Below are 17252 nucleotides of genomic sequence, written 5' to 3' on the forward strand. Positions count from 1 at the left end.
AAATGAAGTTTTTTGAAACTTCAAAATACCACTCATTCAAAAAATCTACTTATATTACCTTAAGATGGATTGGTATAATTGGACAGTTAATTGCAGTTAATTTTGTATACTTTGTATTAGATTTTAAATTTGACTTTATAACTTCTAATCTAATTATAATCATTGGCATCATAAGTAATTTTTACTTAATTTTTATTTATAAAAAAACTCAATTATCCGACAGATCAGCTTTCATTTTTTTAGTTATTGATATTTTGCAATTAGCTATTTTACTTTACTTATCAGGTGGAATTCTTAATCCATTTGTTATCTTTATAATTATTCCAAGTGTATTTTCATCATCTAATTTAAGTTTTAGAACAAATACTATGCTTGTATTGTTAACAGCTTTATCAATTATATTTTTAACTTTTTATTCAACAGAATTACCTTCTCCACTTGGAGATCATTTTCATGTAAGCCCTTATTATTATTACTCTATTCCGATTGCTTTGATTATTGCTCTTGTTTTTTTAAATTATTTTGCAATGACATTTGGAACTCAATCTAGGTTAAGAAAAGAAGCTCTTACGAAAATGGAAGAAGTAATGGCCAAAGAACATGAACTATTGTCCTTGGGCGGTCAAGCGGCAGCAGCTGCTCATTCATTAGGAACACCTCTTTCAACCATAAAAATAATTACTCAAGAATTACTAAAACAATTTGAAGGCAATAAAGACGTAGAAAAAGATATTAATTTATTATCTAGTCAGGTTGAAAGATGTAATGAAATACTAAAAAAATTAACTTTAAATCCAGACGAAGAGGATGAGTTTATTGATGTAGATATTACAATTAGAGATTACTTAAATGAAATTTTAAATTCATTTAAAGAGATAAGTACAAAGAAATTTATTTTTAATTTTGATCAAGACTCTAATTCGAAAAAAATAGTTAAATCTATAGAAATTGTTTATGGACTAAGAAATTTTATAGGTAATGCTAATAAATTTTCTGATAAAAATATTTTCATAAATTTAAAGAGTGATAGTGAATTTACTGAAATAAGTATTGAGGATGATGGTCCAGGTTATCCAAAAGATATTTTATCAAAAATAGGAGAGCCATATTTAAAATCAAATAATCCTCAAGATAAATCAAAAACAGGACTGGGTTTAGGTTTGTTTATAGGAAAAACACTGTTAGAAAAAAATTTTGCTTCTGTAATATGTAGAAACTCTAAAACAAGATCAGGCGCAGAAGTAATAATCAAATGGAGAAATACAGATTTATTTAATATTTAATGAAATTTTTTCTTTGTTTCGAACAAAGAGCTAAGTTGAGATATCATTACATCTCCTAACTCATTTACATCAGTAATTTTTATAGCTCTGTTGTAATATCTTGAAACATCATGTCCAATACCAATCGCTAAAATTTCAATATCAGATTTATTCTCAATAAATTTGACCATCTTCTTCAAATGTTTTTCTAAAAAATCACCTGAATTTACTGAAAGTGTTGAGTCATCAACTGGAGCTCCATCAGAAATTACCATTAAAATTTTTCTTTCTTCTTTTCTTTTTTTAATACGGTTGTATGCCCAAGATATAGCTTCGCCATCAATATTTTCTTTTAACAAACCCTCTTTTAACATCAGGCCTAAATTATTTTTTGCTTGTCTCCAATGTGTATCTGCACCTTTATAAATTATATGTCTTAGATCGTTAAGTCTTCCAGGCGTTTTTGGTTTTGAATTTTTAGTCCAAAATTCTCTACTCTGTCCACCTTTCCAGTTTTTTGTAGTAAATCCTAAAATCTCTACTTTGACCGAACATCTTTCAAGTGTCCTTGACAAAATATCTGCACAAATAGCAGCAATCGTTATTGGTCTTCCTCTCATAGAACCAGAATTATCAATAAGTAAAGTTACAACTGTATCTTTAAAATCTAAATCCTTTTCTTTTTTAAATGACAAAGAGTTATATGGATCCATTATTATTCTTGGTAACTTTGAACTATCAAGTAAGCCTTCTTCTAAATCAAATTCCCAAGCTCTATTCTGTTTTGCTAGTAATTGTCTTTGAAGTTTATTAGCTAACTTGGTAATTACATCTTGGAAACCAATTAACTGCTGATCTAAATTTTTCCTAAGTTTATTAGCTTCATCTGCATTTTCTAGATTTTCAGCTTTAACCACTTCGTCGTATTGTGTAGTAAATATTTTATAATCTATATGTACATTATCAATTTTTTTTTGAATTACTTGCTCAGAGTTTTGTTCATCAGACTCAACATCAGATAATTGCTCATCCAAATTAAACTCGTCTATACTATAATCAGCATCAACAGATGCCTCTGTTTGATGTTCATCATTTTCATCTTTGCTATCTTCATTATCTTTATTTTGGTCATCATTTGAGGGATTGTCTTGACCTTGATCTTGATTTTCTTCCTCTTCTTGGTCTTCCTCATCGCTTTGAAAAATATCCATTTCTTCAAGTATTTCAGAAAATTTAGAACTGTATGTATTTTGATTTTCTAAATTATTTAATAAAAACTCTTTATGCTTCTTAATTGATTGCTCAAAATCTTTTTCCCAGAAATTAAGCATTCTAGACGTTAAAGGATTTAGGTCTATATTATGAAAATTTTTAAGCATATATAGCTCAAATGCTTCAGCAACAGGAACATCTTCTTTTGTTTTAAGCTGATCTTTTCTTTTACGATTAATTATTTGTGAATAGTTTTCAGAAAAATTTTTTTGAATTCCTTTTAACATTTTGCCTCCTAGGGCTTCATATCTAATCTTTTCAGCTATATTATATAAAGATCTGGATGAAGTGTTTGAAGGTAAATTTTTTTTGTAAATTTTTTCATTAGAAAACCTTTTTTTAAGTGCTGTAGAGTCTGTTTCAGCCCTTAATTTTATAAAATCACTTGGACTGGTTAGATCATTTATTTCAAAAGATGAAATATCTTTCGTTTTTTTATCTTCAGAAGATTTGTTGTTTATATCAATATCGTCTGCGATTACTTTTGCTGTTGAAGATAAAGCAATTCTAAATTTTTCTTTTAAATTTGTTTCTTTATTGCTCATTTAAATTTGAATATTGATCAAAGACTCAGGCAATTCTTCACCAAAACATCTTTGATAATATTCCGCGATTGTATTTTTCTCAATATCATCGCACTTATTTAAAAAGGTTACTCTAAATGCATATCCGGTATCCTTAAAAATTTCAGAATTTTCAGCCCAATGAAGGACTGTTCTTGGACTCATTACAGTAGATATATCTCCAGCAATAAAACCTTTTCTAGTTAAGGATGCTACTTTAATCATATTAGCAACTTTTTCTTTTCCCTTAGCATTATTTAAATTTTTATTCTTTGATAAAACTATATCCATTTCTCTATCTAGGCTTAGATAGTTTAATGTTGTTACAATATTCCATCTATCCATTTGACCTTGGTTAATTTGCTGTGTTCCGTGATAAAGTCCAGTAGTATCACCAAGCCCAACTGTATTAGATGTAGCAAACAATCTGAAATACTTATTTTGACTTATTACTTTGTTTTTATCTAGTAGCGTGAAATTTCCTTCAGCCTCCAAAACTCTTTGAATAACGAACATAACATCAGGTCTTCCAGCATCATACTCATCAAATACTAAAGCAACTGGATTTTGAATTGACCATGGTAGAATACCCTCATTAAACTGTGTCACTTGTTTTCCATCTTTAAGTACAATTGCATCCTTACCTATTAAATCTATTCGACTAACATGACTGTCTAAATTTACTCGAATACACGGCCAGTTTAGTCTTGCAGCTATTTGCTCTATGTGTGTTGATTTTCCAGTACCATGATATCCTTGTACCAATACTCTTTTATTGAACGCAAATCCTGAAATGATTGCAAGTGTAGTATCTCTATCAAATTTATAGTTTTTATCTATTTCAGGCACATATTCACTTTTTTTTGAAAAGGCATCCACTTCCATTTCAGAATCTATTCCAAAAGATTGTTTTAAAGAAACTTTTATGTCAGGTTGAATGTTAAGGTTTGGAGTCAATTTTTTCCCTATAAGTGTTTTTTAGCTGTGTGTAAGCTAAAGTTATCAGTTTTAATTTTTCCTCGTATTTTTTATTTCCGGCATTCATATCAGGGTGAAATTTTTTAACAAGCACTTTGAATTTTTCTTGTATTTTTTGCCACTTTAAACCCACAGATATTCCCAATATTCCAAATGCTTTAATATCTTTATGATCAAATTTAAATTGACGCATATGATTATAGTCTCCATTGAATTTATCTTTATCAAATTCATCTTTTAATGTTGTGTTCCATAGGACTTTAAAAAAATTATCTGAAGAACTAAAATTTTGAGTAGGTTTGTGCCAAGTCATATCTGACTTTAAAAAATTGATTACTTGATTATCACTCATCCCAGAAAAATAATTCCAGTTTTTGTTAAATTCTTTGACATGTTCTAGACAAAGCATTCTATATTTCCTGCTATTATCCTTCTCAATTGGTGCTCTGTATTCACCAATTTCATTACAATTATTCCAGTCACAAATATTTTTCATGATATAATAATTACTATATGGATATAAATGAATTAATTGCAATTATAAAAAAAAAATTATCAGATCAAATAAATATTCAAAGTATAGATATAGAAGATAAATCTTTTCTTCATAAAAATCACAAAGGCAATCAAGAAGGCAAATATCATTTAAAGCTCAATATAGTTTCTGATGAGTTAAAAAACATGAACAGAATTGAAAGTAATAAAAAAATTTATAAAGTATTAGATAAAGAATTAAAAGACACTATTCACTCAATTCAAATTCAACTATCTTAAGTAATCATTAAAAAATTTTTTCAATCTTTCTTTTGGATATTCAATATTAATTTGTGGAGATCCAATTTTTTTTAAAAGCACTAAATTAATTTTTTGGGATTTATTTTTTTTATCCTTTGTCATGAAAAATAATATTTTATTTATATCTTTTTTTGTAAAAAATTTATTAACAGATATTGCTAGATTTAAATTATTGATATGATTTAATATTAGGTTGTAATCACTTTCTTTAAGTATTTTTAAATTTAAACTAAAACTCAATGCTGTTTTTATACCTAGGATTACTGCTTCACCGTGATTTAATCTCTTATTGTAATTTAAGCTTGCTTCATAAGCATGGCCAAATGTATGTCCAAAATTTAAAATTTTTCTTAAATTTTTTTCTTTCTCGTCTTTTTCAACCACATTTTTTTTAATTTTACAGCTTTCATAAATTGCTTTTTCAATAAATGGAGAGCTCAGTTTAGTAATTTTATTCACATTCTTATTTAAAAATTTAAAGAAATTTTTATCTCTTATCAGAGAATGTTTTAAAATTTCACCATATCCACAAACAATCTCTCTTTTTGGCAGCGATTTAAGAAAATCAACATCTGATATAACTAAGTTTGGTTGATAAAAACTACCAATTAGGTTTTTTCCGTAATGTGAATTTATGCCAGTTTTGCCACCAATCGAAGAGTCAACTTGGGACAAAAGTGTTGTTGGTATATTTATAAATTTCATACCTCTTTTAAAGATACTAGATGCAAAACCACTTACATCACCTGTAATACCCCCACCTATTGATATTATACAGTCATCTCTAGAAAAGTTTTTATTTAATAAAATTTCTAAGATCTTATTAATAATACTAAAGTTTTTATTGGTCTCATTGGCATTAAAAAAACATATATGTATTTTCTTTTTTTTTAATGAATTTTTTATTTTAGTGATAAATTTTTTTGGTACATTTTTATCAACTACAAGAAGACATTGATTGAATGTTAAAGAATTACTCTTAATTATTTTTGATAGGTTAGTAATTAAATTTGATCCAATTATTATTGGATATTTTTGTGTTTTTGTTTCAATTTTTAATTTAATTGGTTTCATAAATTTCTTTAATTTTACCTACTATTTCATTTTTTGTAAGATTATCACATTTGATTTCATATAAGGCTTTAGAATAAATGTTAGTTCGTTTTTTAATTAAATCAATTAAATCATTATCTGTAGCATTAATTGTTAAAGGTCTTTTTTTGCTATTTTTAATTCTTTCAACTAAAATTTTTTCATTCCAATTTAACCAAAATGAATAATGATTTTTTAAAACTTCATTTCTAATATTTTTATTTGCAAAAGCACCTCCCCCAAGAGAGACAACTGTAGAACTAAGTTTTAATTTTTTAAGTGTAGTTTTTTCCTCAATTTTTCTAAAATATTCTTCTCCTTTTGTTTCGAATATTTTTCGAATTGTTGTATTTAAATTTTTCTCTATTTCTTTATCTACATCTACAAAATTTAATTTAAATTTTTTTGCTACTATAGAGCCTATAGAACTCTTACCAGATCCCATCATACCTAGAAAAACTAGATTTTTTTTTGATTTCATAAGTTTAAATATTGAAAAAACACAAATATGTCTTAATTTGAAATTAACTAAAGTTATATGCAATTCAACAAAAATACAAGTTCAGGTAAAAAAAGTATAATCGGACTAGTTATTAAATCTATTTTTGGATTAGTAATTGTTCTTGGCGTTGTTTTAATTCTCAATTCAATTGATTTTCCTGCTCCTAAAAAGGAAATTGAAAAAATTATTCCAAATGAAAATTTTAAAATTGTTAAGTAAAAAATTCTTTTTTATTTTTTTAAGCTTTCTAATTATTTTAAATCCTATTCACGCAGAAGATAATCCAATCGATATATGGAATCTTGAAAAAAAAGAAAATGAAACTGTTGAGGAAGCAGTTATCACCGAAGGTGAAAATAATAATGATCAAATAAGTGTTTTTAATATGCAGTCAGATAAAAATACTGGCTCGATAGAATTAGATGAAAATTTAATATCAAAAGATATCAAAATAGTAGGATTATATGATCCTGCAGAACATGGTTTGACTATTGATATGTGGACGAATTCTGATGGTCAAAAGTTAAAAAATTTATTTAACAGTTTAGAGAAAATTAATCTTTCTAATGATGCATTAGAAATTATGGAAGTCTCATTATTAACTAACGCTCATTATCCTAATCAAAATATTACTGAAAATGAATTTTTAAAATTTAAATCTGATTGGTTAATTAAAAATTCTAATTTAGAACTCATTGAAGAATTTTTGATTAATAATCAAATTGTAAATTCTCATCCCAAACTAACCAGACATTTATTAGACAACTATTTATCAGGCCAAGATATAAAAAAGACCTGTGAATTTTTTACAAAAATTGAAGAACCAGTTGAAGATGAATATTTATCTAAATTAAATTTATATTGTTTGGTTAATTATGGAAAAAATGAAGAAGCTCAATTAATTCTAGATCTTAAAAAAGAGTTAGGTTTTCAAGATGAATATTTTGAAAATAAAATGAATTACCTTTTTGGTTATATTGAGGAAGCATCCAAAGAAATTTCTGAAAGTTCAGTATTTGAGTTTCACTTAGCTCATAGAACAAATCCAGAATTTTCATTTGAGCCCAATGAAAATACGCCTCAATTAATTTGGAAATATTTATCAAATTCAAATTTACTACCAGATCTAAGTAATGTTGACATAAATGATCAAGATAAAATCTTAATTATTGAGAAAGCTGCAAATTATAAAATTTTCTCAGAAAAAGACTTATTTGAATATTATAAAAAATTTCAATTTAATATTGATCAATTGTTAAGTGCAACTGATACTTACAAGTTGTTGTCTCCGTTAGAAGCAAGAGCATTAATTTATCAAAGAGCACTTTTAACGAGTGAACCAGAATTGAAATTGGAATTTTTACAATTGTTGAAGCAGCTATTTGAGGACAACAACATTGGATTAGCTTTTGATATAGAGCTAAATAACTTTTTGAACGAAATTGAAGTAGATAATATTCCCTCAGATTATTTAAGTTTTTACAATAACTTTTCAAAAAATCAGAATTCAGAGTTCAAAAAAATTCAATATAATAATAATATTTTACATCAATCTAAGTGGGTAAATTATTTTAGAGGAGATTATTCAAAATCTGAAATACAAGAAGATTTAAAAAAATTTCTTGATAGAATAATTTTTAGTAATGAAACTTTGTCCACCAAAGATCTAATTTTTATAGAAAGTCTGAAATCAGACGGAGTAGAAATACCTAGCGAGTATAACAGTTTATTTTCACAAAAGCCTTATGAGCTAGATAAAAGTTTAGTGGACTTGATAGAGGCAAATGAAGTTGGAACAGTTTTATTGTCTTTAATTGAGATAATAGGTAATAACAAAATAGAAAATATTGATGAAAAAAGACTTTATTTAATTTCGAATACACTAAATCAAATAAATGCGGATTTAATAAGAAATAAACTATTACTAAAAGTTCTTCCTTTAAAAGTATAAAAATTATAATAACATGCAAATTTTATGGCGATAAGAACGATTATTACTGAACCAAACAAATTACTTCGACAAGTATCAAAACCTGTAGAAGCCGTTGGAAGTGAAGAGCAAAAATTAATGAATGATATGCTCGATACAATGTATGATGCTAATGGTATTGGTCTTGCAGCAATTCAGATTGGTATACCAAAAAGAATTATAGTGATGGATATAAGCAAGGATGAAAACAAAAAAGAGCCCAGATACTTTGTAAATCCTGTAATAAAAAATAAAGATCCGCTTAAGGCAACTTATGAAGAAGGATGTTTATCTGTACCAAATCAATTTGCTGAAATAGATCGACCGAGTAAATGCGAGGTAGAATATTTGGATTACAATGGAAAGAAACAAATACTAAAGGCAGATGGATTGCTTGCAACATGCATACAGCATGAAATGGATCACTTGGAAGGTATATTGTTTATCGACTATCTTTCAAAACTAAAAAAATCAATGATCATAAAGAAACTTTCAAAATTAAAATCAAATACTGCTGAAGTTTAAAAATGTCAAAAAAGTTAGTTTTTATGGGTACGCCCATGTTCGCTGTACCAATTTTAAAATCTCTATATCAAAATGGATATAATATTTCTTGTGTGTATACACAGCCACCTCAAAAATCAAAAAGAGGACAAAAAATTAATAAGTCTCCAATACAAGGTATTTCTGAAACTTTAAATTTAGAATATAGAACGCCACCAGTTTTAAATAATGAAGAGGAGTATAATTTTTTAAACTCTTTAGATGCTGACTTAGCAATAGTTGTTGCTTATGGACAAATTATTCCTAAAAAATTTCTAAGTTTAACTAAAATAGGTTTTATAAATATACATGCATCATTACTGCCTAAATGGAGAGGTGCCGCACCAATTCAAAGATCAATTATGAATTTAGATCAAGAAACTGGAATAAGTATAATGAGGATTGCTGAAAAATTAGATACAGGACCAGTTTGTAATAATTATAAAATTCAACTTAATGAAAATTTGAATGCGTTAGAAATTAGCGAAAAGCTTTCTAACTTAGCAGCAGAAAAAATTTTAGATAACGTAGATGATATTTTAGATGGTAAAGCAAATTTTATTGAACAAGATCATTCGAATGCAACCTATGCATCTAAAATTCAAAAAACCGAAGGTCAAATTAATTGGGATGAAAATGCTGAAAAAATTATTGGTAAGATAAACGGTTTATATCCATCACCAGGAGCATTTTTTATGTTTAATGGAGAAAGATATAAAATCTTAAAAGCTCAAATTGGAAGAGCTCAAGGAAATCCAGGATTAGTATTGAGTGATAATCTTGAAATTGCTTGTGGTAATAATCAATCGATAATTATTAAGGAAATTCAGAGGCAAGGGAAAAGACCTCAAAATATTGGTGAATTTATTCAAGGTTCACAGATAAAAAAAGGTTCAAATATATAAATGTTTAGATATCAGCTTTTGATAGAATATTTAGGCACAAATTACAAAGGTTGGCAAATTCAAAAAAAAAATAAAACCATTCAAGGAATACTTCAAGACAAAATTAGAAAGTTATTAAAAGAAAATATTACTATAGTCGGATCGGGTAGGACAGATGCTGGTGTTCATGCTATCGAGCAGTCATCACATTTTGATTTAAAAAATAAATTATTGAACTTAGATAAATTTATTAACTCAATTAATCACTTTTTAAAAAATGAAAATATTACAATTCTTAAAATAAGAAAAAGAACTAGTAACTTTCATTCAAGATTTTCTGCAAAAAAGAGAGTTTATAAATATTTCATTTTAAATAGAACAAGTTCACCTGTGATTGAAAAAAATCAAGTTTGGCATGTAAGAAAAAAATTAGATTTAGATTTGATGAAATTAGGGGCAAAAAAATTAGTTGGTACTAAAGATTTCTCAACATTTAGGGCTTCAAGTTGCAACGCTAAGAGTCCAATTAGAACGATGGATTTTGTAAAATTAAAATCTTTAAATGATAAAATAGAAATTCAGTTTAAATCTCAATCTTTTCTTCAACAACAAGTACGATCTATGGTTGGTTGTTTAAAATATTTAGGTGAAAAGAAATGGGATTTAAAAAAATTTGACAAAGCTCTAAAGTCTAAAAAAAGGTCACTGTGTGCTCCTCCAGCACCACCTACAGGATTGTTTTTATCTAGAGTTTTTTATTAGATTTTTTTTATTACTCATGGCAAATTTTTTATTTATTCGCCATCTAGACTCTGCTCTTACAATGTACCCACAACAATTTTTTGACTTACACTTACATGGAAATTGTTTGTAATTTTCATCATAACCAAAACCATAATCACAGGTAAATTCTTCACCTTTTTTGATATCTTTAATAGCTTTAACCCAAATTTTTAAACCTTTACCATCATAATCACAATTATTGTCACAAGAATGATTAATTAATCCTGCAGTATTCCATGGAAAATCTCCATCAAGGTCATATCTTTTATTGATAGTAAATAAATAGATTGGTTTACTATTGTCATATTTATCAGACTCTTCAGTTTGTTTTTTTGTAATTAGTTTACCAACGTAATCGATTATCTTTGTACCTTCTTTGATATCTTTAGTAGCATAAAGTCCTCTACCTTTTTTATCGATATCAGATTTTTTAATTTTATATAATTTCATTGAGTTTTATTTAGTTTTTTATTGGGAATTATCAATTAAATTCTATTAAAGCATCAACATGTCTTTGAGTACTATCTTGTAGTGCTTTTAAGTCATATCCACCTTCTAGTATAGATACTACATTACCTCTACAAAATGATTTTGAAATTTCTAAAGTTCTTTTTGTAATTGTATAATAATCTTCAGCATTAAGTTTTAATTGTGCTAAAGGATCATCAATATGTGCATCAAAACCTGCAGAAAACAATAGAAATTCTGGTTTAAATTCTTTTAATTTTTTTAATACTAGTTCATATGCATTTAAATATTCTCTAGCACTTGTTCCAGCTTCAAGTGGAATATTTAAAATATTATTAAATTTTCCAATCTCTTTTTCCGAACCTGAACCTGGATAATATGGAAATTGATGAGTGGAAATATATAAAACTTTTTCATTGTTGAAAAAAATATCTTGTGTCCCATTTCCATGATGGACATCAAAATCAATTATAGCTATTTTTTTATAACCATATTTTTCAATTAAATAATTAGCTCCAACCGCAACATTGTTGTAAATACAAAAGCCCATTGCTTTCTCTTTTTCTGCGTGATGACCTGGTGGTCTTACTGCGCAAAAAGCATTTTTAAATTCTTTTTCCTCCACACCATCAATCGCTGTTATAATTGATCCAACAGCGTCCATTGTTGCTTCTTTGCTACCAGGGGAGACAACTGTATCTCCATCTAAAAAATTAAATCCATTTTGAGGGTATGATCGATCGACATGGTCAATATATTCAGAAGAATGAGTTTTTATTAATATTGATTTTTCAAATTTTGAAGGCTTTTTCCATTTTAAATTTTTGTTATCTAATTTTTTAAAGTTATCAATAACAGCTGTAACCCTATCTATTTTTTCAGGATGTCCATCTCCAGTATTATGATTTTTGTATGTATCAGAAGTAATTAAAGCTGTTTTCACTTAAAATAATTCTTTAAAATATTTGAATAAATTAAAGTTAATTTTTTTAAATCACCTAAAGAAACTGCCTCATCTACTTTATGCATTGTTTTTCCAACCAAACCAAATTCTAAACAGGGAGCAATTTTTTTAATAAATCTTGCATCAGATGTGCCTCCTGTTGTTGAGAGTTCAGGCTTAATTTTAGTAATCTTTTTAATTATATCTTGTATCATATATGTAGTTTGATTTGGTTTAGTTAAAAAAGCTTCACCAGATACACTATATTCAATTTTGTAATTTGACTTATTTTTATTACAAATTTTCTTCAATATTTTATTTATTTTTTTTTTAATTGAATTCGATGAATGTTTGTTGTTAAACCTAATGTTAAAAGTTGCATTAGCTAAACCTGGAATTACGTTATCAGCAGTATTATCAATATTTATTTTTGTAACTTCTAGGTTTGTTGGCTGAAAATCTTTTGTTCCTTTATCAAATTTAATTTCCTTCAATTCTTTCAATATTTGAACAAGAGTAGTTGATGGATTGTTAGCTCTATGAGGATAAGCAACATGACCTTGAACACCTATGACTGAAAGTCTGCCGGTCATACTTCCCCTTCGACCAATTTTAATCATTTCTCCCAATTTATTTGGATTAGTTGGTTCTCCAACTAAACAAAAATTAATTTTCTCTTTTCTTTTTTTTAAGTATTCAACAACTTTTTTTGTACCGTTAATAGCAATTCCTTCTTCATCACCTGTAATTAGTAAGCTTATAGATCCATCAAATTTTTTATTATTTTTAACAAAAATACTGACAGCAGAAACAAAGGCTGCAATAGAGCTTTTCATATCATTTGCTCCTCTTCCAATTAAATGTCCTTTTTGAATTGAGGGTCTGAAAGGATTTACTGTCCAATCTTTTAAGTTTCCAGCAGGTACAACATCTAAGTGACCAGCGTAGCAAAAATTTGGACCTTTGGTTCCAAGTCTTGCATAAAGATTTTTTACTGGTTTAGTGTTTTTTTCTTTAAACTCTAATATTTTAGTTTTGAAACCAAGTTTTCTTAATTGTTTTTCTAAGAATTTCATTACTCCAGCATCTATTGGTGTTATAGATGGGTAACGAATTAGCTCTTTGGCTAATTGTATTTCATTAATGGTTTGCATTTTAATCTCTTAAAAGATCGTTTACTGATGTTTTAGATCTTGTTTTTTCATCAACTTGTTTGATGATTACTGCACAATATAACGAGGGTGCAGCAGGATTATTTTTGTCTGGTAATGATCCAGGAACAACAACTGAGTAAGGAGGTATTTTACCGTGAGTTACTTCACCAGTTTTTCTATTAACGATTTTAGTTGATTGGCCAATATACATACCCATACTTAATACTGAACCTTCACCAACTATTACCCCTTCCACAACTTCTGACATAGCACCTACAAAAACATTATTTTCAATAATAGTCGGAAGCGCTTGTGCTGGTTCTAAAACTCCACCAATACCAGTTCCTGCTGAAATATGACAATTTTTTCCAATCTGACAGCAACTACCTGCACGACTAAATGTATCCATCATTGTTCCTTCATCTATGTAAGCACCAATATTTACATAACTTGGCATTAGAACAACATTTTTAGCAACATATGATCCTTTTCTCATTGCAGTATTTGGTACCATTCTAAAACCTGCTTTTTCAAAATCAGCGTTTGACCATCCGGCTGTTTTTCCTTTTAACAAATGAGCTTTATCTCTCCAAGCTGAGTAGGGACCATCTAAAGTTTCCATTCCATGAATTCTAAAACTTAGCATAATTGCTTTTTTAAGGTGTTGATGAGTTACCCATTCACCATCAATTTTTTCAGCAACTCTAGATTTACCACTATCTAGATCTTCTATTACTTGATTAATAGTATCTTTTAATTTTTGATCTGAATTTTGATTAACTTGATCTTTGTTTTCCCAAGCTTCATTTATAATGTTTTCTATACTCATAGTTTTATTGGTTTTTTAATAACCTTATTTCTTTTAAAAATAAAGTAAGATTTTCAATTTTATAATCAATATATTCTTTATTAGATTCTTTTTTGCCCCATTCTTCATCATTAATTAACCAAGCAGTAATTGTTCCTCGTTCTTTACCTATCGATAAGTTTTTTGCTATATCTTCAATGTACAAAGTTTCCTTTGGATCAATTTTGAATTTTTCTACCATTAAATCGAAAGCTTTAGCTTCTGGTTTTGGGTGATATTCTGCATCTACGATATCAAATATGCCTTCAAATTGGTCGTCAATTCCTAGTGTTGTAGTGATGTGCTTTACATGATTATAACTACCATTAGTGAAGACAAATTTTCTTAGATTTATATTCTCTAACTCATATCTTAATGCCGTATCTTTTTCTAAAAAAGATAAATCAATATCATGAACAAAATCTAAAAATTCTTTAGGATCAATTTCATGATGTATCATTAGACCATTTAAGCTTGTGTTATATTTGTGAAAGTAATTTGTCTGAAGTTCTTTGGCTTTTTTTAAATCTACATTAAGTTTACTTGAGATATATTCAGTCATTTTTCGACTTACTTGGCCAAATACTGCCTCTAGGTCACTATAAAGTACACCATCACAATCAAATAGAATATTTTTAATATGACTTAAATTTTTCATTGTCTAATTAAAGTTCCAGATCCCTCATCTGATAAAAGTTCAAATAGAACAGAATGATTTTTTCTTCCATCTATTATAACAACTCCTTTTACTCCGTTACTAGCAACATCTAAGCAATTATTTATTTTTGGAATCATACCACCAGTAATTGTTTCATTATCGATTAAGTTTTTTATAGACACTGAATTAATTTCCGGAATTAGATTTTTATTGTTATCCAAAACACCTTCTACGTCACTCAATATAATTAACCTTCTTGCGTTAATTTTTTTAGCAATAAAGCCAGCTGCAGTATCTGCATTGACGTTATAAGTCTGATCATTTTTATCTAAACCTAAGGGCGCAATAATAGGCACTTTTTTATTTCCTATAATTTTATCTATTATTGATTGATCTACATTTGTAGGAGAGCCCACAAAACCAAGCTCTTCATTTTCTTGGACAACTGTTAAAATATTATTTTCCTTGGAATTAATACTCTGACTTTCGCAATTTTGCTGATCTAGAGCATTGATAATTTCTTTATTAAAATCAATTAATACTTCTTCTACAACTTTAATAGTTTCTTTGTTGGTTACCCTTAATCCTTTTATAAATTTACTTTCTAAACCTATCTCATTAAGTTTATTGCTTATTCTTTTCCCACCTCCATGAACAATAATAGGAGTAAATCCTAGTTTATTTAGTGTTGAAATATCTTTAATAAAAATATTAAAAAGATTTTGATCAATTAAAACGCTACCACCACATTTAATAACAATATATTCATCGTTATATTTTTCTAAATATTTTTTTACTTCTTCAGTTGAAGGACCATCGAGTGGTAGAATTGTTTTTAATTCTTCTTCTTTTATATCCAACATTAAGTTGTTGTTTTAACAGTGGTTCGTTTCATTATAAAAACTTGTTGTGCCATAGTTAAAATATTATTTACTGTCCAATATATTACCAACCCTGCTGGGAAAGGTGCCAAAATTATTGTTAAGAATAATGGAAAGAACATAAATATTTTTGCTTGCATCGGATCTGTTGGTGCAGGATTTAATTTTTGTTGAACCCACATAGAAACACCCATTGCAACAGGCCATGCTCCAATGACTAAAAATGATGGTACATCATAAGGCAATAATCCAAATAGATTAAACAAAGAGGTAGGGTCTCTCTCAGATAAATCTTGTATCCAGCCATAAAAAGGCATTTGTCTCATTTCAATCGTTACAAATAAAACTTTGTATAAAGCAAAGAAAACTGGAATTTGTACAAGTATTGGTAAACAACCAGACATCGGGTTTACTTTCTCTTTTTTATAGAGAGCCATCATTGCTTGTTGCAATTTCATTTTGTCATCTTTGTGTAGCTCTTTTAGTCTCGCCATTTCAGGCTGTAAGGCTTTCATTTTTGCCATGCTTCTAAACGAAAAGTTTGCAAGTGGGAAAAATGCTAATCTTATACAAATTGTAATTGCTATGATAGCTAAGCCGTAATTTCCAAGTAATTTAAAGAAATAATCTATTCCAAAAAATAATGGCTTGGTAATAAAGTATAAAAATCCCCAATCAATTGTTAAGTCAAATTTATCAATGTTTAAAGATTCAGCATATCCATCAATTACATCAACTCTTTTTGCAGCAACAATGATTTGTAAGGTTTCTTCAATCAATGAATTTTCATTAAGTTCCAATGGCTCAGTTGAAACAAAATTTGCTCTGAACTTATCTTTATAATCAAATGTTGTTTTAAATTCTTTTTCTCTAGGTGGAATTAGTGAAGTTACCCAGTACTTATCTCCAATCCCTAGCCATCCTTTTTGAGCTGTTCTTGAAAATTTCTTTTCTTGTATATCATCGTAATCTTCTTCAATAAGTTCATCATCAAGTGTTGCCACTAATCCTTCATGAAGGATATAGAAGTTAGATATATCAGGCATTTCATTTCTAATGATTTGCCCATAAGTATAAAAATCATACTTTTTATCTGTAGGATTGATTACACTTTGTTTAATTGAAAATAAATATTTGTCATCTAAGGCAATCTCTTTTTCAAATGTAATACCTTGATCATTTGTCCAAGATATTTTTATAGGAGATTGATCTGTTAATTTATTATTTCCTAAAACTTTCCAAATAGAATTTGAATTTGGAATTTCAACATTTTTATCAGATGTAATAAAACCACTTTCAATTAAATAACCATCTTTTGAATTTCTTGGTGAAAGAAGTGTAACTTTTTCCTGTGAGTCTAGACTGACGTTATATTGCTTAAAAGTTAGATCATCAATTACACCACCTTTAAGTGAAATAGAACCAACAATACTTTCATTCTCAAAATTAATTCTTTCACTTTGATTTAAAGCTTCTTCTCTAGAAATTTCAGCAACATTTTCTTTTTGATCTAGTGAAGGTGTATCGCTGTTTTGTTCAACTTTATTTCCTTCAGCCATATTTTCTTTAGTAATTGGTGGAGGAGCAAAAAATAGTGAATACAAAACTATAACTGCTGCTGATAATGAAATTGCCGCTACTATATTTTTAGTATCCAT

At 27.8% G+C, this 17252-nt stretch carries 19 protein-coding genes; 7 read left to right on the forward strand and 12 right to left on the reverse strand.

Going from position 1 to position 17252, the window contains the following annotated elements:
• The first annotated feature begins 2 nt into the window (after positions 1-2).
• A complete protein-coding gene (locus tag VP90_RS05500; RefSeq protein ID WP_262590121.1) occupies positions 3-1283 on the forward strand; it encodes an ActS/PrrB/RegB family redox-sensitive histidine kinase in 1281 nt (426 codons plus the stop codon).
• On the opposite strand, the gene VP90_RS05505 is transcribed toward VP90_RS05500, so the two are convergent.
• The 3 genes from VP90_RS05505 to VP90_RS05515 are packed head-to-tail and all read right to left on the reverse strand — an operon-like array spanning position 1280 to position 4571.
• On the reverse strand, positions 1280-3079 hold the full coding sequence (locus VP90_RS05505) for a cobaltochelatase CobT-related protein (RefSeq protein WP_262590122.1): 1800 nt from the start codon (positions 3077-3079) through the stop codon (positions 1280-1282). The two genes, VP90_RS05500 and VP90_RS05505, sit on opposite strands and share 4 nt — an antisense overlap.
• The gene (cobS, locus tag VP90_RS05510; RefSeq protein ID WP_262590123.1) at positions 3080-4054 is read right to left on the reverse strand and encodes a cobaltochelatase subunit CobS; all 975 of its coding nucleotides are present in this window, start codon (positions 4052-4054) and stop codon (positions 3080-3082) included.
• The gene (locus VP90_RS05515) at positions 4038-4571 is read right to left on the reverse strand and encodes a J domain-containing protein (protein ID WP_262590124.1); all 534 of its coding nucleotides are present in this window, start codon (positions 4569-4571) and stop codon (positions 4038-4040) included. Before VP90_RS05515 ends, cobS begins: the two co-directional genes overlap by 17 nt.
• A gap of 17 nt (positions 4572-4588) precedes the next feature.
• Here VP90_RS05515 and VP90_RS05520 point away from each other — a divergent pair, with 17 nt between their 5' ends.
• Positions 4589-4849 carry a BolA family protein gene (locus VP90_RS05520; RefSeq protein WP_262590125.1) on the forward strand — a complete coding sequence of 87 codons (261 nt, stop codon included), beginning with the start codon at positions 4589-4591 and terminating at the stop codon, positions 4847-4849.
• Here VP90_RS05520 and aroB read toward each other — a convergent pair.
• A complete protein-coding gene (gene aroB, locus VP90_RS05525; RefSeq protein WP_262590126.1) occupies positions 4841-5944 on the reverse strand; it encodes a 3-dehydroquinate synthase in 1104 nt (367 codons plus the stop codon). The two genes, VP90_RS05520 and aroB, sit on opposite strands and share 9 nt — an antisense overlap.
• Positions 5931-6443 (reverse strand): shikimate kinase, encoded by a 513-nt coding sequence (locus tag VP90_RS05530; RefSeq protein ID WP_262590127.1) that lies wholly within the window; start codon positions 6441-6443, stop codon positions 5931-5933. Before VP90_RS05530 ends, aroB begins: the two co-directional genes overlap by 14 nt.
• A gap of 57 nt (positions 6444-6500) precedes the next feature.
• Between VP90_RS05530 and VP90_RS05535 the strand changes: the two genes are divergently transcribed.
• The 5 genes from VP90_RS05535 to truA are packed head-to-tail and all read left to right on the forward strand — an operon-like array spanning position 6501 to position 10622.
• Positions 6501-6683, forward strand: a complete 183-nt coding sequence (locus VP90_RS05535) for a hypothetical protein (RefSeq protein ID WP_262590128.1) — start codon at positions 6501-6503, stop codon at positions 6681-6683.
• Positions 6658-8415: a hypothetical protein gene (locus tag VP90_RS05540; protein WP_262590129.1), complete on the forward strand. Its 1758-nt coding sequence runs from the start codon at positions 6658-6660 to the stop codon at positions 8413-8415. The genes VP90_RS05535 and VP90_RS05540 overlap by 26 nt, the downstream gene beginning before the upstream one ends.
• Positions 8416-8439: 24 nt before the next feature.
• Positions 8440-8958, forward strand: a complete 519-nt coding sequence (def, locus tag VP90_RS05545) for a peptide deformylase (RefSeq protein WP_262590130.1) — start codon at positions 8440-8442, stop codon at positions 8956-8958.
• Between the two features lie 2 nt (positions 8959-8960).
• Positions 8961-9881, forward strand: coding sequence for a methionyl-tRNA formyltransferase (fmt, locus tag VP90_RS05550; protein ID WP_262590131.1), 921 nt, complete (start codon positions 8961-8963; stop codon positions 9879-9881).
• Positions 9882-10622 (forward strand): tRNA pseudouridine(38-40) synthase TruA, encoded by a 741-nt coding sequence (gene truA / locus VP90_RS05555; RefSeq protein ID WP_262590132.1) that lies wholly within the window; start codon positions 9882-9884, stop codon positions 10620-10622.
• Here the strand turns inward: truA and VP90_RS05560 are convergent.
• Genes VP90_RS05560 through yidC form a run of 7 tightly spaced genes read right to left on the reverse strand, consistent with a single transcriptional unit; the run spans position 10602 to position 17252 of the window.
• A complete protein-coding gene (locus VP90_RS05560; RefSeq protein WP_262590133.1) occupies positions 10602-11093 on the reverse strand; it encodes an SET domain-containing protein in 492 nt (163 codons plus the stop codon). The two genes, truA and VP90_RS05560, sit on opposite strands and share 21 nt — an antisense overlap.
• A gap of 31 nt (positions 11094-11124) precedes the next feature.
• Positions 11125-12054, reverse strand: coding sequence for a histone deacetylase family protein (locus tag VP90_RS05565; protein ID WP_262590134.1), 930 nt, complete (start codon positions 12052-12054; stop codon positions 11125-11127).
• Entirely contained in the window at positions 12051-13208 is a 1158-nt protein-coding gene (gene dapE / locus VP90_RS05570; protein ID WP_262590135.1) for a succinyl-diaminopimelate desuccinylase, read from the reverse strand. Before dapE ends, VP90_RS05565 begins: the two co-directional genes overlap by 4 nt.
• Position 13209: 1 nt before the next feature.
• Entirely contained in the window at positions 13210-14037 is an 828-nt protein-coding gene (gene dapD, locus VP90_RS05575; protein ID WP_262590136.1) for a 2,3,4,5-tetrahydropyridine-2,6-dicarboxylate N-succinyltransferase, read from the reverse strand.
• Positions 14038-14041: 4 nt separating this feature from the next.
• On the reverse strand, positions 14042-14713 hold the full coding sequence (locus tag VP90_RS05580) for a pyrimidine 5'-nucleotidase (protein ID WP_075505946.1): 672 nt from the start codon (positions 14711-14713) through the stop codon (positions 14042-14044).
• Positions 14710-15576 (reverse strand): acetylglutamate kinase, encoded by an 867-nt coding sequence (gene argB, locus VP90_RS05585; protein ID WP_262590137.1) that lies wholly within the window; start codon positions 15574-15576, stop codon positions 14710-14712. The genes VP90_RS05580 and argB overlap by 4 nt, the downstream gene beginning before the upstream one ends.
• Entirely contained in the window at positions 15576-17252 is a 1677-nt protein-coding gene (gene yidC / locus VP90_RS05590) for a membrane protein insertase YidC (protein WP_262590138.1), read from the reverse strand. Before yidC ends, argB begins: the two co-directional genes overlap by 1 nt.

The organism is Candidatus Pelagibacter ubique HIMB140, from assembly GCF_025558165.1.
Lineage (GTDB): Bacteria > Pseudomonadota > Alphaproteobacteria > Pelagibacterales > Pelagibacteraceae > Pelagibacter > Pelagibacter ubique_T.

Coding starts and splice junctions, on each gene's coding strand:
- VP90_RS05500 (WP_262590121.1), top strand. CDS start 3: ATGAAGTTTTTTGAAACTTCAAAATACCACTCATTCAAAAAATCTACT.
- VP90_RS05505 (WP_262590122.1), bottom strand. CDS start 3,079: ATGAGCAATAAAGAAACAAATTTAAAAGAAAAATTTAGAATTGCTTTA.
- VP90_RS05515 (WP_262590124.1), bottom strand. CDS start 4,571: ATGAAAAATATTTGTGACTGGAATAATTGTAATGAAATTGGTGAATAC.
- VP90_RS05520 (WP_262590125.1), top strand. CDS start 4,589: ATGGATATAAATGAATTAATTGCAATTATAAAAAAAAAATTATCAGAT.
- aroB (WP_262590126.1), bottom strand. CDS start 5,944: ATGAAACCAATTAAATTAAAAATTGAAACAAAAACACAAAAATATCCA.
- VP90_RS05530 (WP_262590127.1), bottom strand. CDS start 6,443: ATGAAATCAAAAAAAAATCTAGTTTTTCTAGGTATGATGGGATCTGGT.
- VP90_RS05535 (WP_262590128.1), top strand. CDS start 6,501: ATGCAATTCAACAAAAATACAAGTTCAGGTAAAAAAAGTATAATCGGA.
- VP90_RS05540 (WP_262590129.1), top strand. CDS start 6,658: ATGAAAATTTTAAAATTGTTAAGTAAAAAATTCTTTTTTATTTTTTTA.
- def (WP_262590130.1), top strand. CDS start 8,440: ATGGCGATAAGAACGATTATTACTGAACCAAACAAATTACTTCGACAA.
- fmt (WP_262590131.1), top strand. CDS start 8,961: ATGTCAAAAAAGTTAGTTTTTATGGGTACGCCCATGTTCGCTGTACCA.
- truA (WP_262590132.1), top strand. CDS start 9,882: ATGTTTAGATATCAGCTTTTGATAGAATATTTAGGCACAAATTACAAA.
- VP90_RS05560 (WP_262590133.1), bottom strand. CDS start 11,093: ATGAAATTATATAAAATTAAAAAATCTGATATCGATAAAAAAGGTAGA.
- dapE (WP_262590135.1), bottom strand. CDS start 13,208: ATGCAAACCATTAATGAAATACAATTAGCCAAAGAGCTAATTCGTTAC.
- dapD (WP_262590136.1), bottom strand. CDS start 14,037: ATGAGTATAGAAAACATTATAAATGAAGCTTGGGAAAACAAAGATCAA.
- VP90_RS05580 (WP_075505946.1), bottom strand. CDS start 14,713: ATGAAAAATTTAAGTCATATTAAAAATATTCTATTTGATTGTGATGGT.
- argB (WP_262590137.1), bottom strand. CDS start 15,576: ATGTTGGATATAAAAGAAGAAGAATTAAAAACAATTCTACCACTCGAT.
- yidC (WP_262590138.1), bottom strand. CDS start 17,252: ATGGATACTAAAAATATAGTAGCGGCAATTTCATTATCAGCAGCAGTT.